The following is an 18,302-nucleotide window of genomic DNA, read 5'->3' on the forward strand; positions in this document are numbered from 1 at the left end:
ACGATATTCCTACATATTTTGATGATTTTGTAATTAGAGGATACAAATAATACATGTAAATAATTTAGATATAACTTGATTGTAAAATTTAAAATTTACCATTCTGTTGTCAAAATCGGGACGAAATTAAAAAAGAAATATATATTAAAATAATATTAAAAAAAGAACTGCTGAAAAAGCAGTTCTTTTTTTATAAAAAAGTGTTGACAAAATATTAATAAAGGTGATATAATAAATCTTGAGTAAACATAGGTGAATTTTTTGTAAAATAAAGTTATAACCTGAAAATGATTCTTATTCTTTGAAATTCTAACATAATTAGCATATCAAAGATATATTAATAACGTTAATTTTTTAATTAATTTATTATAAATGGAAAATTCGCTATAAAAAATATAATGCCAATAAGTATTAATTTATTTTTTCTAAATATAAAAGAGTAAAATAAAAAAATATATAAAACAAAAAATTTACACATTGACTGAATAATATGATATATGGTATAATTAAATTATATTATTAAGAAAAATTATAATTTAATTTAAAAAATAATTTATTTGAATAATAAAATTATAATTTCCTTGTTATTATAATAAATCTGTATGTTCTATAAAATTCTAAAAGGGGGTAATTATGATGAAAAAGAGTGTAACTTATTTTTTCTTACTTGTACTTATTATAGGTATCTTGAACTCATGTTCAGCATTATTTTCTCCTGTAAAACATTTAAAAGTAGGGAATGTTGTGATCTCAAGCATCCCTAAAGAAGCTATAGTTGAATATATAGATGAATCTTATGCAGACCGAATTAAAGAACTCAAAGAAAACAATATGTTGGTTTTATTTACCGGATATTCTGTTGCAGGAAATATTTCCAAGACCAGTGGTTATGAAAAAGCAAAGATGAATGCTCAGGCTCAAATTTCTGAATATTTAAATAATAAAGTTGAAGTATTCAAAAAGAAGGTCGATGGATACATAAGCAATTTAAATCAAAATAATGACAATGCTGATTTACAGGAAATTTCCACAACAGCAATGAAAAGTATTCAAAAAAATTTTTCTGAATCAAAGCAATTTGGTGTAAAGGAAATTGCCAAATACCTTGTACCAAAGAACAGTCTAACAGAATATTACGAAGTCTTAGTATATGATCCTTTAGCCTTAATTCAAGTTTTTGAAAGTTCTCAACTTATAAATAATATTCAGAAGATAGGCGGAGAATCAAAAGAAATATTCAAAATGCTTAATGATGTGTTCAAAGAAGCCGAAAAGTAATATGTAGTATAATTAAAAAAAGTCTATCGAGGATACACTCGGTAGACTTTGATTATTTGAGGAGTTGAAAATACATGAAAATCAAATTAGCTGTATTTTTTTTTATATTAATATATATAAAATTTTTCCCGAATAGTATTTTGTTAAAAAATAATGAGTTTATATTTCAAATCAATTCTTCTTATTCACTTGAATTACACAATTTAAATGGAGAAGTTTCTTTATTAGTGCCTCTTTTTAATATTTCTTTATATAACCTTCAATATAACTTTAATATAAAAAATTCAATAGAATATAATAAAAATTTTGTTTCCGATATTTTATATAACCATTTGTTAAATTTCAATTTTAATTTAATTTCCATCGGAATGAGCATTGATAATAAAAATTTATTTCCGACACATTTAAATAGTATAAATTTTTATGCCAAATATAATGGAAATATTTTTAATCCATATTTATTTTTAGACTATGCATTATCCAGCCAGCACAAAATTGGTTGCGGGATTGAATATATTTTTAAAAGAGAAAAAAAGAAAGAAAATAATATAGGATTAAAATTTTTTACTCTTGATGATATAACCCTCTTAAAAATACCATATGATGCAGAAATAGTAGAAAAAAATCTTTCCATCATTTCCCGGATTAAAGAATTAAAAGAAAAAAATATATTAATTGTATTTAACGGAATGAGTACGGGAGGGCGTATTTTAATAGATGATAATTTCAACCAAGCATTTAAAGATGTTCAACAAAAAATTTCCATGTTTTTAAAAACTAAAGTTTTTGTATTGGAAAAAAGTAATAGCTTAGATAATACAAGATATAACACATACAAAAAATTTTTCCTTTCAATTTCAGATGAAATTCAATATGGAACCATTATTATAGGAAAGTATTATATAGATTTACCTTTGGGATTAAGGGAATATCATGTTATTGCAATATATGATCCATATTTATTCTTTAAATTAATTAAAGAAAACAATAAATATAATGAAATAAAGAAAACAATTTCTTTGGATGAAATATTAAATTATACAATTGAAAAACTGAAAGAAGAAGGAGAATAAAATAATGAAAAAATTCTTTATACTAAATGTTCTGATACTTATTATACTAATAGGATGTTCCGTTAATTCTAATAAAGATATTATAAAAACTGTAAATAATGGCATATTTTATTATGCTACAGCTGAAATAGAATATTATGACAAAGAGATTGCCATTCAAAAGGCAAAGCAGCAAGCTCTTTCAAATCTTGTTCAATATTTTGAATCTGAAATTTTTGTAGAAAAAATGTGGAACTTCGTAGAAGAAATTAATAATGAAAGTGTAAATAGTAAAGATAATTTTACATCTACGATAAAAGTTATAACCACACGTTCAATAAATAACGTAAGTTATAATATAACAAATATAAAAAAAATAAAAGATAATAATGACATTAAATATATAGTAAGAGTAAAGGCTCAAATTCCAACAATAATTATAGATTTTGAGATATTATATAGTTTAAGATACATACAAACCGCAACAAATTTATTAGAAAATCAAAAAAAATATTTATCCAAAAATTTATATTATGAAAAAAAAGAAAAATTAAAAAAATTGTGGGATACTTTTGATAAACTTAAAGAACAATATGACTTTCATTATAAAAGAAAAAATTTAAAAAATATATTAAATATTCTTAATACTATAAAAAAATATAATATAGAATTTTATTATCAAGAAATAAAAAAATTCCCTTCAATTATAGACACTTCTATAAATCTTCCTTCATCAATTGAATGTGAGATTCATTCAAATACGCAGCCTTTTACTATCAAAATAAATACACCATATGATTTATCTGGAATAAAAATGAAATTGTTACTTTCTAATAATTCTAATTTATTTTATAACAAAAACAAAAGTGAAATTGAAGTTATTATTGAAAAAAATAAAATAACAATTCCTTCAATAATTGTTAATTCACTAACTAATGAAACTTTAATATTAAAGTATGAAAAAATAGATAATAATATAAAAATATATATCAATACAAAAGATCAAATAAAAATTAAAATTATTCCTTACATATTTTCTTCAAACTACACAGAAAAAAAGTATATAACTATTGAAAACAATAATATTCATGTTTTGAAAAACAATTCAGTATATAAAGTAATAATTTATCCATATAAAGACTATTATCTAACTCTTCTTAATTATAAAAATGATAATGGTACTATTGAATTGATTTCTAAAAATATGGTAAATTTACTTATAAAAAATAAAATAGAAAAAAATCTTCTATTTTACACTAATTCAGGAAAAATATCAGAGGAAGCTATTATAGCTATATATTCAAAAAATAAATTAAGTACAAATTTTATAAAGTTCTTAGAATTTTCAATAACATTAAATGATTTAAAGAATTATTATGTTTTAAATAAAAATAACTGGGAAATATTCACGTACACCTATATAATTGGCGAATAGAGGTGGTTATATGAACAAAAAAACTATTTTACTTATTTTGCTTATAGGATATTTAATAAATATCGCATATTCAAATAAATATGGAATAATAATAATAAATTCCAGATACGAAGATCCAACTATTGAAGATTTAAATTACTCAAAAAATGTACTTAAAACAATGACATCTATTTATAAAAAATTAAACATACCAGAAGAAAATATATTAAAAATTTATGGTTCAGATGGGGAAAAAAACACACGAAACAAAATTATAAAAGAAATATATTTATTTTCCAAAAAAATAGAATCTAAAATTAGAAAAAATGATATTATATTCTTTTATTATTCTGGACATGGCGACTATGATATAAAAAACGGAAAAAAAACTTTATATATTGTTCCAGAAGATGCTATAAAAAAAATAAAAGAAACTTTTTTACCACTCAATCTTTTAATGAAATTTTTTGATTTTTTTATAAAACAAGGTGCCAATATTATAAATATTTTTGATGCATGTTATCTTGGGAAACAAGATATAGCGGAAATTCCTACATTTGATCAATGGATAACTATAGGGATTTCTGAGAAAACAAGCGACAATATATTAACTAAGACATTATCAGATACAATAAATGAATATTTAAAAAATCCAGAATACACGAAATTGACAATAAATGATTTATATAATGAATTAGATGGAAAAATTCCCGGAATAACTGTTTATCCAAAAGTTTTATTACCAATTCATTCCAAAGAAGCAAAAGGCGGAGCGGCCATATTAATAGATACTAATATCCCTATTTGGATGATAAAAAAAGGAATATTGGAATATTCTCTTGATGATTCATCATGGAAAAAAGTTCCAATAACCAAAATTATATTTCTCAATGATTTAAGTCCCGGTGAACATAACATAAAATTAAGGGTAATTAGAAAAGGTATTGAAGAAAAATTTTCTAATGAAGATTTTAAAGTAACCAGCGAAAACAATATAAATGTTAAAATAAAAATATATATAGAAATATTGGCTAAAATAAGATTTATTGATAAAAATAAAAATATTTTGAAGAATGTAAAAATTATTCTTGATGAAAATTTAAAATATTTTTTTGATGATGAAGATAAAACATTTATTATTAAATCAAAAAATTTTTATAAAACTTTTTTAATAAAAGCATATTATAAAAATGAAATATTAAAAATTTTGATAGATCCTGGTAATGAAAAAGAATATAATCCATATTTAATTAAAAAATTTGAAATAACAGATAATGATGGAAAAATAGCATTATTTAATTTTAATAATTTTTCATCTTCTTTGTTAAATAAAATGAAAAAATTAGTTCAAAATATAAAAGTATCAGAAATTAATAGTTTCGATAACTTGAATAAGTATTCTCTATTAATTATTTCAAATGATAATTGGTCAGATTTATATTTTATTGAGAGTTACGAGAAAGAATCAATAATAAACTTTTTGAATAATGGTGGAAAAATTTTATCTTTTTATGACAACTCAGCTGATTCATTCCTATTATCAAATGGATTTATAAAAAATATAAGATCTTTTGAAGAATATGAGGGTGGAGTATTTCAATTGGATAATATAAAATTTAGAATCCATTCAAAAACTTATACTTATCTTCCATCTATTAATGAAGAGATTATAGCAATGTATAATGGAGAAGCTGTAATGTATTTAAACGAATTTGGAAATGGTAAAATCTATATATGTGGAATCAAACCAGAATTTTTATCAGATGAGGATTTCCTATACCTTATAAATTATGTACAAAATAATTAAATAAATAAAATATATCTTAAAGGAGTGAGCATATGAAAAAATTTTATTTCTTGATTTTATTACTTGCCTTTATATTATTATTTTTCTCTGGTTGTATATTGACACGAGAAGTACCAAAACCCGATCCTGGAAAAGATATATATATAATTCTCGATGGAAGTGAAAACGAAATAACGGTAAAGTTAAATTGGAAAGTTGATACTCAAGAACCATTAAAATATATGGTTTATTTTGGAAAAAATCCTGATAAAATGGATAAAATAGCAGAAATTGAGAAAATAGCAGAGTTTACTTATAAGTTTAAATATACACCAACTATTAAAACCTATTATTGGAAAGTAGTGGCTGTAAATGCTGCAGGAAAAAGAGCGATAAGTGATATAAGAAGAATATACATTATACTAAAACCTGAAGCAAAAATTAATATAAAAAGCGAAGTAACAGAAACATCAACAAAAAATGAATATATATTAAGAGAAAATGATTTAAAATATAGCATTGAATTAACCCCAAAAGATGAAAGATTATCAAATTATGAATATGAATATGAATATAGAGAAAAAATTATTTATGAAGGCGAAACAATATCTGAAGCTACAAAAATAGTAAACGATATATTTGAATTTGAAAATATTATAGAAGATAAAGGATTAGGAAAATATGAAATAAAAGTATTTCCATATTACAAGAATAAAACAACAAATGAAACCATAGATGGTAAAGAGATTCATGTCATAGTAAACAGAGATAATTATTTTCCTGAGATAACAGAAATAAACCATATAGTAACAGGAGAAAAAGCCATAAAATTACAATGGGACGCTACTGATAAAGATGGAGATGAACTGGAATATGAGATATGGCTTAATAAAGAAACTGAAGAATCAACTCGTATTGCTACACAAACACAAAAAGAATTAGAGATTAAAGATTTGGATATAGAACAAACATATAATGTCAAAATAATCGCAAAAGATGAAAAAGGTGGAATTGGTGAAGGTATATATTCATTTAAATTAGAAAATGAAGCACCGGAATTAGAAATAGATACAATGGAATCAACGACAAATGTAGCGGTAAATAAAGATATTACAATTGAAGCAACGGTTGTAGATTATTACATACCGTTAGGTAATACATTTGGTTTCACAGTAAAATTAACAAATATTACAGAAAATACAGAAGAAGAAATAATGAATATTTCTGAAGAGGGTAGTGAAATAAATAAAACATATGAAATAATAATTGATTCAGAAAAATTAAAAGCCGAAAACAAATATAGAATTGATATAACTGCATCTGATGGTATTAAAACTTCTCAGAAATCTTTAGAATTCGAAACTACTCATAATCCAGAGATAACAGAAATAAACCATATAGTAACAGGAGAGAAAGCCATAAAATTACAATGGGACGCTACTGATAAAGATGGAGATGACCTGGTATATGAGATATGGCTAAATAAAGAAACTGAAGAATCAACTCGTATTGCTACACAAACACAAAAAGAATTAGAAATTAAAGATTTGGATATAGAACAAACATATAATGTCAAAATAATTGCAAAAGATGAAAAAGGTGGAATTGGTGAAGGTATATATTCATTTAAATTAGCGGGAGATTTAGCTGAAAATACAGCACCGGAATTAGAAATAAGTACAATGGAATCAACAACAAATGTAGCGGTAAATAAAGATATTACAATTGAAGCAACGGTAGTAGATTATTACATACCGGAAGGTAATGTATTTGGTTTCACAGTAAAATTAACAAATATTACAGAAAATACAGAAGAAGAAATAATGAATATTTCTGAAGAGGGTAGCGAAATAAATAAAACATATGAAATAATAATTGATTCGGAAAAGATAAAAGCCGAAAATAAATATAGAATTGATATAGAAGCAACAGATGAGATGGAAACTACAAAGAAATCTATTGAATTCGAAACTACTCATAATCCTGAGATAACAGAAATAAACCATATAGTAACAGGAGAAAAAGCCATAAAATTACAATGGGACGCTACTGATAAAGATGGCGATGACCTGGTATATGAGATATGGCTTAATAAAGAAACTGAAGAATCAACTCGTATTGTTACACAAACACAAAAAGATTTGGAAATTAAAGATTTGGATATAGAACAAACATATAATGTCAAAATAATCGCAAAAGATGAAAAAGGTGGAATTGGTGAAGGTATATATTCATTTAAATTAGCGGGAGATTTAGCTGAAAATACAGCACCAGAATTAGAAATAAGTACAATGGAATCAACAACAAATGTAGCGGTAAATAAAGATATTACAATTGAAGCAACGGTAGTAGATTATTACATACCGGAAGGTAATGTATTTGGTTTCACAGTAAAATTAACAAATATTACAGAAAATATAGAAGAAGAAATAATGAATATTTCAGAAGAGGGTAGCGAAATAAATAAAACATATGAAATAATAATTGATTCAGAAAAATTAAAAGCTGAAAACAAATATAGAATTGATATAGAAGCAACGGATGAGATGGAAACTACAAAGAAATCTATAGAATTCGAAACTACTCATAATCCAGAGATCGAAATGATAAGTAATATTCCTCAAAATAACGTTGCAATAAATGAAAGTTATGAAGGTACTATAACCATAAAAGATATTGATGGTGATGAAATTAGTATTGAAGGTACTATAACAGGTATCAGCGATGGTCCAACTGAATTAATTAATAAAAAAGGAATAATAAGTGTTGACGGCACTCAAATAAAATATGAGTTGCCGAAAATAACAGTTAATGAAGATTATAAAATTGAAATTGTTGTATCAGATAATGTAGGTGGATTTAATATGATAGAATACACATTTACCACTACACATAATCCAACAATTACCAGTTTGGAAATAGAACAAATAGATGATGATACCTTAAAAATAAAGTGGGATGCTTCTGATGAAGACAATGATGAAATTAAATATGATTTAATAATATATAAAGAAGGAGAAGAATTTGATAGTGTCAAGGCATTAACAACAAATGAATATAATTTAGAAGCCCAACTCTTTAAAACATATAAATTCAAGTTAAAAGCATATGACGATAAAGGTGGGGAAATAATAAAGGAATCTGAAGAAATTTCAGCACATCCTGTAATTAATAAAGGTGAAATAAAAACATATAAAGATGAAGAATATATATATATATATGCTAATCTAAATTCACCACAAGGTATAGAATTTGAAATAAGCGTTGAGAATGAATTATTAACTGATGATGACCTATCAAGAATTGAAATTCCTCAAAGTATACAGGAAAGATTAAAAATGAACGCTATAAAAAAGATTGTGTACGGCAAAATAATAGTAAGTTTTGTATTTGAAGATAACATGGAAATTAATGAAGAGAAATTATTGGCAATTAATATGGATGGATTTGATTTAGATGAAGTAAATGTAAATTACAACATATTAACAATATCATTATCATTAGAATGGAAATTTGAAACAGATGATTGGGTAACCTCCTCCCCAGCAATTGGAGTCGATGGCACTATTTATGTTGGCAATAGAGGTGGTAACATATATGTAATAAAAGCTGATGGAACATTGAAGCGAAAATATGAATCAATCTATTTAGGAATATCTTCCCTTGCGATAGGAATAGATGGTTCTGTTTATTTTGGAAGTGGTTGGTATATACGTGCAATTAATCCTGATGGCTCTCTGAAATGGAATTTCAAGACAGCCGGCGGGTTAGTATTATCCTCCCCAGCAATTGGAGCCGACGGCACCATTTATGTTGGTTCAGATGATCATTATTTATATGCAATAAACCCTGATGGGTCTCTGAAATGGAAATTTAAAACAGAAGGAAAAATATTCTCTTCCCCAGCAATTGGAGCCGACGGCACCATTTATGTTGGTTCAGATGATAATTATTTATATGCAATAAACCCTGATGGGTCTCTAAAATGGAAATTTGAAACTAATGGTAGTTTTGGTTTGTCTTCCCCAGCAATTGGAGCCGACGGCACCATTTATGTTGGTTCAGATGATAATTATTTATATGCAATAAACCCTGATGAGTCTTTAAAATGGAAATTTGAAACTGGGGGTGATGTAGAGTCTTCCCCAGCAATTGGAGCCGACGGCACCATTTATGTTGGTTCAGATGATCATTATTTATATGCAATAAACCCTGATGGGTCTTTAAAATGGAAATTTGAAACTGGGGGTGATGTAGAGTCTTCCCCAGCAATTGGAGCCGATGGCACCGTTTATGTTGGTTCAGATGATCATTATTTATATGCAATAAATCCTGATGGGTCTTTAAAATGGAAATTTGAAACTGGGGGTGACGTAGAGTTCTCCCCAGCAATAGGAGCCGATGGCACCGTTTATATTGGAAGTAAGGATGGTCATATCTATGCAATAAACGATAATAACGGTGGCTTAGCAGACACATCATGGCCAATGTTCCATGCAAATTCGCAGCATACTGGTCGTGTTGATGAAGATAATTATTTGACTTCTGAAATAATCCTCAATGAAGATTTTGAAAATATAGATTTAGGAAAAATTCCTGAAGAATTCCATGTAAGATATAGTGGGCGTTCATATGGGGTTGTACAAGATGAAAATATGGACGATTCTGGAAATAAATTTTTAAAAGTATGGGGGAAACCATATTGGGGATGTGATATAGAATATTATTTTGATATATTTAATTATCAAAAAATTGAATTTAATTATAGAATATATGCATCAGATACAAACAAAATCCATCGGGGTGGGGTTTCGTTCATTAATCCTGATGTTTCATGGGGATGGGGATGTGGAGGAGCCAACATTTGGGATAATGGTAATATACGTTTTGTAACTAATAAAAATGAAGAAATAAAAGTAAAAGTTTATAATATAAACTCGTGGAATAAAGTAAAAGCCATACTTTTCCCTAATGAAAAATATGGAAAGGTTTATATAAACGGAAAATTAATATATGAACAATGGATAAACGATGATGGGTATTCTTCTATAATAAAAGTTTACTTACCAGATAATAAAACTATTGAATACACAGTAACTCCGAAATCTGAATATCAAGATCCAAATGCATATAAAGGGCTTAAAGGTATTAGAATTGGAGATGGCGCAGACAGCACAGGAGATAATGATATTCCTACATATTTTGATGATTTTGTGATTATAGGATATAAATAGTAATTTCTCAAATTTCAAATTTTGCGAATACACTTGTGAATGGGAAAATATAGAGTGAGGTGATAATAATGCAAAAAAGAATAACATTGTTAATTATGGTCATAATATTAATACTGATAACAGGTTGTATGAAATTTGATAAAACAAAAAAATGGAATACTACAAGTGATTTGATTACAAATGAAAAAATAGTGAGCATTATTGAAAAAAATGATGGTGTAGAAATAGTAGCATTAAATAATAAATTAAAAACCATAGAAATAAAATTATCAAAAGATACAGAAATAATCGAAAATCCTAAGACATTGAAAATAAAAAAAGACAATATAGTCGCAATATCTAAAATAGGAAAAACATTTGACATAAATGAAAAAATAGTATTTTTAAAAAATTTAACCAAAACAGATTTAAAAATTACAGCACTAAACTTTAAAAATGAAAATTTAGGCATAGTAACAAAATCAGTTAATTATGTTGATTATGTGAATCCAAAATATACGACATATTATCCAAATTCAAATCAATTAATGACTCTACACTTTCAGAATGTTAAAGACTTGTTAAATATAGAAATAGAAATAGATTATCCTGCAAGTTCAATGGAATTACAAACAGATTTAGGAGCAAATGGAGTCGTATTTCAAAATGAATTAAAAGATAAGAAAGATAATTTTGATGTAAAAACAGAGGATGGTAAAGTAATAATTAAGCAAATTGGATATAGCTATATAACTGAATTAAATGAACCAATACAATTGTCTTTTAAATTCAACGATCCAGCCACAGAAACATTAACCATTTCTGCGACATTTCTTGATCAAAATGCGAACATTTATAATAAGAAAAATGAATTTAAAATAAAAATATTGAATATGGCCGGAGATATCAATAATGACAATATAGTAAATATTTATGATTTTATTGAATTTGCAAATGCATACGGCAGTAATGAAAGCTCAGAAACATACAATAAAAAAATGGATATAGGTTCAGCAATAGATGAAAATGAAGATAATATATATGAAACCATAAATGCAGATGGAACAATAGATGCAACAGACTTTTCGATATTTAGCGATAATTATGGACTTACCGTAAATAATATAAAACCAAAAGTTTGGATTAAAACAATACCAAAAATTAATACGAGTAGAAAATTAGATTTTGAATGGAATGGTATAGACTTTAATAATGATAGAGTTGAATATGATGTATGGTTTGGGAAACCTGATGAATTAACAAAAATTGGAACAAGGATGGAAACTACTAAAATTTCTTCCAGCATAATAATGGATTTATATAATTCTGAATATTTAAATTATAAAACTCAATATAGACTAAAAATAGATGCAATAGATTATAGAGACTCTACAGTAACATATAATTATGATTTTATCACAGTAGATATTCCACCAACTTCTACATTATTGTCACCTTTTGGAACAAATATAAGATTATTACCAAAATTTGAATTTAATTTTGATTATGATGATGAAAATAGAATAACAAAAAAATTCTTTTTAGAAGAAACAAAAAGCGGAGAAAGGACAATTATTACATTGAATTCAACTCAAATAAACTTGAACTTTTTCTTGAAACCAGGCAATGAATATAAATGGTGGATAGAGACAACTGATGAATATGGAACAACAAATAAAAGCACAGAATCAACTATATTAACAACACATTCGCCGTTAATTGAAATAAAAGAACCCGCAGAAAATGAAAATAATGTAAGAATTAAATCATTATTAACTTGGGTAGCCACAGATATTGATAATGATCCAATGCATTTTGATATCTATTTAAAAGATGATGATTTTGACATAATAAACGAGAAAAATCATAACGAACAAGAATTTGAAACAGGTATTCTTGAATACGGAAAAACATATTATTGGAAAATAACTGCTAATGATGATAAAGATGCGAGTACAACCACAAATTATTCAACATTCACAGTAGTTAATGAAACACAATTAATGAATATTATCTCAACAAAATTTGAAATAGCGGATATTCTTGATAATGCCACACCAATAACAATATATTCAACCGATTTAACAGATTCAATTAATGATGTAGAAAAAATAATAAAAGATAATGAAACAATATATATTCCACTTAAAACTGGAGATATAAAAATAATAGATATAACTAATCCGTTAGATCCAGATATAAAAACGGTAAAAATAGGAAAAGAGTTAAATGATCTTGAAGTCTATAATAATAACTTATATCTTGGAACCGAGAATGGTATATATATATACAGCACTCAAGAATCAACTATAATATCAAAATATACAGAATTCTATATAAATGATATAGAAATTACGAATAGCGGAAGTATAATAATAGCAACAAAAGAAAACATAATACTTGGAGAAATAAAAAATGATAGTTTTATAGAAGAAACTGAAATAAGCAAAATAACTCATAATATGCAACTTTATGGTGATAGTTTATATTTCACAGCAAATCAAGAGTTTATAGAATATAATTTAACAGATGAATCTTCAAAAATATACAATATTGGAACATTGGCTTTTGGAAAAGATTTTGTAATAGAAAACAATAATGCATATGTAGTATTTTTGTTGAAAGGAATAAAAATAATAAATCTTGATACTTTCGAAGAAGAAAACGAAATTGAACTATCAGATCCAATAAAGTATATTGAAAAAAATGGAAATTGTCTATATATCCCTATCAATACACCAACAAATTACAGTATAAAAAAGATAAATCTTGAAAATTTAACTAATCCAATTATTACTGATATAGATTTTTCAAATCCTAAAAATTTGTTAATTACTGATTGGTCTGTAAATTAAATTATGGAGGGATAGATAAATGAAAAAAGTTTTATTATTATTTGTTATATTGATTATTATGCATTCTTTGATATTTTCAAAAGGTTTCTTTTCGATTAAATCTGACACTGAATATAGTTTTTTAAATGAAAAAAGTTTTACGGAAAATTTAAATAGCTTATTAAAAGCAGAATTAGGATTAAAATTTTGGAATAACTTATTTATATATAGTGGTGCACAAATTGAGTATTATCCTCAACTATTAAATCATTCAGAATATATTGGATTAGAATATAGGGTTAAAATACCATATATAGATTATATTACTTTCAGATTGTCAGGAGGAGTTTCTAATCTAAATATTACTAATTTTAATGTTGATAATTTGTATGGTATTTTTTCTGCTGGATTAAATAAATATATAATTAATAATTTAAATATTTTTCTAATGGGAAAAGCAAAATATATGATTTCTTCCAGTGGGAATAATTTAGATCTCCTAATAAGTGGTGGATTGGAATTTGAACTTGGTAAAACCCAATATTCTAAAAAAGTTCAAATTGAATTAAAAGATGAATATCTAAGAAGAACATCATCATCTGACTATTATCTAAAAGTAAATAGCATAAAAATTCTAGAAGATGATAAAAAATTTAATTCTGCAGAATTAGTTTTTAAGGATATAGATAACGATAAAATTTATAAATGTACATATGAGAATAATAAAATACAATTTCAAAATGTAATGAATAAAGGGAATTACAATTTAAAATTAGAAAAGATATCTTATTCAGGTAAAAATTATAAAGTAAAGAATAATGTTATACTAAGTATTAAATTTCCAGCAGAAATTGCAAATATTGATATAACAATTAACAAAAAATATGTAAAAACACAAGATGATGAATTTGAAATTACATTTAATTCTCAAGTCAAAGATTATGTTGGAAACATTTTTACCAATGATGAAGTATATGAGTATTTCGATAATATTGAATCAAAATTAGATCTTGTTGACTTTCAGCCTATGTTCAAAACATTAAATAATCCTGAAAAGATTTCTTATGTTATTGAAAATAATAAAATTGTTCTAAAAAATTTGACTGTTCCTGGAACTTATACTTTTAATCTTACTGTTCATAATGAAAAAAGAAAGTTTAGTATATTAATAAAACCGTCATTTGAAAAATTATCTTATGAAATAAATGATGACATTAAATTAGGTGTAAAGGAAATTTCAAATGTCATCTTGAGAGTTAAAGACAAATATAATACTTTTTCACCATTAAGAGTTGAATTTGATAACGGGATTATATTTGAAAATGGAAAATTAATATTAAACAAAGAATTAACATCAATAGGTGAATACAGTTTTAAAGTAACAAAAATTGATAATTATGATATTGATAAAGATTTATATATAACAATTTTCATCAAGAAACTTTCAAAAATAAAAGATGTAAATATAAATTTTGAAAAAAGTGAATATATAGTTTCTAATCAAATTCAATTAAATCTAAATTCTATTAATATAGAAGATGTTTATGGTAACAAGTTAACAATTGATAATGGAAAAATAAAAATTATTGGTAATAACGGAAATGAAATAAACGACAGTGGGAGAAACGAGTTAAAAATTACATTAAAAAATAACGAAACTTTAGACAATATCTTAGTCTCTCCAGAAATAGATAATCTAAATAAAACATATTTTGATATTTCTCAAACTAAATCTGGAAATTATACATTTTTACTTATATTTAAACTTAATGAAGATATATTTAATAAAGAAATAAATCTTTCTTTTTTACCTGATAAAGTAGCAAAAGCTGATTTTAATATAGAAGTTCAAAAATATTATAAAGCAGATGAAGAAAAATCAGCTACTTTAACTATAAACTTGAAAGACAAGTATGGTAATAGCGTATTAACAGGACAAAATGAAGAGAACTTGAAATTTGGAGGGAACATAACAAATATTAAAAAGAAAAGAATTAGCGATTCTCAATATAAAATAAATTTTGAAAATATAACAAAAGCAGAAACATACGAATTTTATTGTAAATATAACGAATATAACTCAGATACATATACATTTTATGTTATACCATCAGAACCCAATAGTATATCATTTAACAAAAATAAAGTATATTTAAGAACAGCATATAAAGATGAAAAGGATAAAGTAGAAATTATCTATCATGTTTATGACAAATTTGGAAACGAAATTCAATTGGAATATGATAATAACAAATTTAAATTATATGATAATTATGCCAATAAAATGAATTATGACTTTTATATAAAAACAAATATTGAAAATAATATAGTTATTAAAAATAATAAAATGATAATCTCAGCAATATCTTCTCCAATAATTCAAAAAATTTCATTTTATGGAAATAATAAAATAGGTGAAATTGAAGTTAACTTTGTTGCGATTCCAAGAGAGATTAAGTTAGTAAGTAAACCGGAAAAAACATTTAAATATGTAAAAAATATTATTTTATCAATTGAAGATGGAAATGGCAATCCAGCTGAATTTGAAATAAACGAATTAAATATAAAAAATTCACTAAATGAAATTGATAAGAGTGCAAATATTTCAAGCTATCAAATTGAAAAAGGAAAGCTGTATATAAACTCTATTTTCCTTGGTAATGTTGGAAATAAAAAAATAGATATTAAAATTTTTGAAAACAAATTCAAAAGTAAATTATCATATGAACTTAATTTTAAATCAGAAAATATTATAATTGATAATATGTCTACTATTGTTATAGAAGATGTTCTTATACCTGCAGAGGGCAAAATGAAAAATATTGAACCAGAAATTTCTGAAAATGGACGTTATGTATCTTATCTTGAATTAACTAACGAATATATAAAATTAAAAGTTTTTGATACAAACTCAAAAGAAATATTGTCTGTTGGTGAAAGTAATAGAAAGAAAAGAAGTAGAAGTAAAAAAGAAGAACAGCACTCAATATATATGCATAAATGGTATTATGACAATGATAAATTATTTTATTCAATAATAAAAGATAATAACAATTATGATTTGTATTATTATTCTGTATCAGATAACAAAAATATTCCTATTTATACAATGCCAACTCAGGATACAATGTTTGATTTATCTCCAAATGGCAAATATATAGCTTGGTCATCTGATGGTAATCTAATGCTTGGAACATTAGATTTTCAGAATAATGAAATAGTAAATATAAAAAATATTAAATCAAAAGATAATGATAATATCGTTACAGACATTAAATGGTCAAAAGATTCAAAAAAATTAGCCTTTATTTATGGTAATGATTTATATATATATAACGCAAATAATCAAAAAATTGTAAAATTAACAGAAGATAATGATAAATATAAAAAATATATTACTTGGAATAACGAAGGCACTAAAATAGGATATCTTTATGAATTAAATAAATTTGATTATGCATTTTCAGTCGTTTCTCTTGATGGTGAAAAAACAATACTTATAGATAATGGAGTTATCGGAGATGTTGGAAGTCCTTTATGGTTCGGAAAAAATATATTAATATCGTTAGATTCAACTCATGGATTGAGTATATACAATATAGAAACACAAAAAATAATGCCTATAAAATTTGAGGGAACAGAAACCGTTTCTAAATCATATTTTAAATTTTATGAGAATAAAGATGGAAAAATAAAATGTATTTTTGAAGGATTTACAGGCCAAGAAGATATACTAAAGGGGACGATTAAATGAGGAAAATAAATTTAATCATATTTTTTATATTATTGATAATAATAGTCTTTCCGAATCCTCTTGAGATACTGTATGATACAAATTATAATTCAGAAAAAGATGTTTGGAATGATTTTTTTGATCATAATTACTTGAAAATAATAAAATCAAAAAATACAGATAATGAAACTTTGTTAGCTAAAGCCTTTAGCTATTATAAAATATATGATTTTGAAAAAAGTTTTGAACTATTAAAAAAATTAGATCAAAAAATATATTACGAGTATTTTCGTTTAAGATATGAATTAATATATGAAAATAAAAAATCAAATCTTGATATTATAAATCAAAAAATTGAAAAAATGAATATTTCAAAATCAATAAAAAACTCCGAAAAAAATTATCTTGCTTATATTCTTGGAAATTCAAGTGTAAAATCAGAATTGAAAAAAGCTTTTGAAGAATCTAAAGTTGATTTAAATAAAGAAAAAGTATATTTAATAGATGTTGAAGGATTTAATTATGCCTATTCATTATACAAATCTAAAGACTATGAAGAAGCTATGGATATACTTACACAAACAATTACATATGATTTTAAACGAAAAACTTGGACTTTAGATTTTGACATAACAGATTTACAAAAAACAGATTTTGGGAATAAAATATTATTTTCTGTAATTTTAAGCGAATATGCACATATCTTATTAAAAAGAATAGGAATAGATGAAAGATTTTATCTAAAAGGATTGTCAGAAAAAAAAGAAATGTTAACAAATATTCAAAATTCAAATTCAAAGATGAAAATACTTATTTTAGCTCATAAGATGCTGAAAAAAAGTAATGAATTTATTATTTTTGGAATAAAAAATTTTGATGAATTAAATAATAAGAATATAAATCTTAAACTCTTTAATATAAATAATTTACAACAGTTTATAAAAAGTAATCAAGAAATAATGGCGGAAATAAATATATTCTAATCAAAAATA

Annotated in this window: 8 protein-coding genes; all 8 read left to right on the plus strand. The window is 24.6% G+C overall.

Annotation, left to right across the window (positions count from 1 at the left end):
• The first annotated feature begins 636 nt into the window (after nucleotides 1-636).
• Entirely contained in the window at nucleotides 637-1,278 is a 642-nt protein-coding gene (locus X275_RS00655; protein WP_047267067.1) for a hypothetical protein, read from the plus strand.
• A 74-nt stretch (nucleotides 1,279-1,352) separates the two neighbouring features.
• Nucleotides 1,353-2,351 carry a hypothetical protein gene (locus X275_RS00660; RefSeq protein WP_047267068.1) on the plus strand — a complete coding sequence of 333 codons (999 nt, stop codon included), beginning with the start codon at nucleotides 1,353-1,355 and terminating at the stop codon, nucleotides 2,349-2,351.
• A gap of 4 nt (nucleotides 2,352-2,355) precedes the next feature.
• Nucleotides 2,356-3,765, plus strand: coding sequence for a hypothetical protein (locus tag X275_RS00665; RefSeq protein ID WP_047267069.1), 1,410 nt, complete (start codon nucleotides 2,356-2,358; stop codon nucleotides 3,763-3,765).
• Nucleotides 3,766-3,775: 10 nt separating this feature from the next.
• Nucleotides 3,776-5,551 (plus strand): caspase family protein, encoded by a 1,776-nt coding sequence (locus X275_RS00670; RefSeq protein WP_047267070.1) that lies wholly within the window; start codon nucleotides 3,776-3,778, stop codon nucleotides 5,549-5,551.
• Between the two features lie 32 nt (nucleotides 5,552-5,583).
• On the plus strand, nucleotides 5,584-10,764 hold the full coding sequence (locus tag X275_RS11640) for a PQQ-binding-like beta-propeller repeat protein (RefSeq protein ID WP_197072562.1): 5,181 nt from the start codon (nucleotides 5,584-5,586) through the stop codon (nucleotides 10,762-10,764).
• A 68-nt stretch (nucleotides 10,765-10,832) separates the two neighbouring features.
• A complete protein-coding gene (locus X275_RS00680) occupies nucleotides 10,833-13,598 on the plus strand; it encodes a hypothetical protein (RefSeq protein WP_047267071.1) in 2,766 nt (921 codons plus the stop codon).
• A 19-nt stretch (nucleotides 13,599-13,617) separates the two neighbouring features.
• Nucleotides 13,618-17,331, plus strand: coding sequence for a DPP IV N-terminal domain-containing protein (locus tag X275_RS00685; RefSeq protein WP_047267072.1), 3,714 nt, complete (start codon nucleotides 13,618-13,620; stop codon nucleotides 17,329-17,331).
• A complete protein-coding gene (locus X275_RS00690) occupies nucleotides 17,328-18,293 on the plus strand; it encodes a hypothetical protein (RefSeq protein ID WP_047267073.1) in 966 nt (321 codons plus the stop codon). The genes X275_RS00685 and X275_RS00690 overlap by 4 nt, the downstream gene beginning before the upstream one ends.
• The last annotated feature ends 9 nt before the right edge of the window (nucleotides 18,294-18,302 follow it).

Source organism: Marinitoga sp. 1197 (assembly GCF_001021165.1).
GTDB lineage: Bacteria > Thermotogota > Thermotogae > Petrotogales > Petrotogaceae > Marinitoga.

Bases quoted from the DNA above. Each gene is read 5' to 3' on its own strand.
- X275_RS00680 (WP_047267071.1), top strand. From the start codon at position 10,833: ATGCAAAAAAGAATAACATTGTTAATTATGGTCATAATATTAATACTG.
- X275_RS00690 (WP_047267073.1), top strand. From the start codon at position 17,328: ATGAGGAAAATAAATTTAATCATATTTTTTATATTATTGATAATAATA.
- X275_RS00660 (WP_047267068.1), top strand. From the start codon at position 1,353: ATGAAAATCAAATTAGCTGTATTTTTTTTTATATTAATATATATAAAA.
- X275_RS00655 (WP_047267067.1), top strand. From the start codon at position 637: ATGAAAAAGAGTGTAACTTATTTTTTCTTACTTGTACTTATTATAGGT.
- X275_RS00685 (WP_047267072.1), top strand. From the start codon at position 13,618: ATGAAAAAAGTTTTATTATTATTTGTTATATTGATTATTATGCATTCT.
- X275_RS00665 (WP_047267069.1), top strand. From the start codon at position 2,356: ATGAAAAAATTCTTTATACTAAATGTTCTGATACTTATTATACTAATA.
- X275_RS11640 (WP_197072562.1), top strand. From the start codon at position 5,584: ATGAAAAAATTTTATTTCTTGATTTTATTACTTGCCTTTATATTATTA.
- X275_RS00670 (WP_047267070.1), top strand. From the start codon at position 3,776: ATGAACAAAAAAACTATTTTACTTATTTTGCTTATAGGATATTTAATA.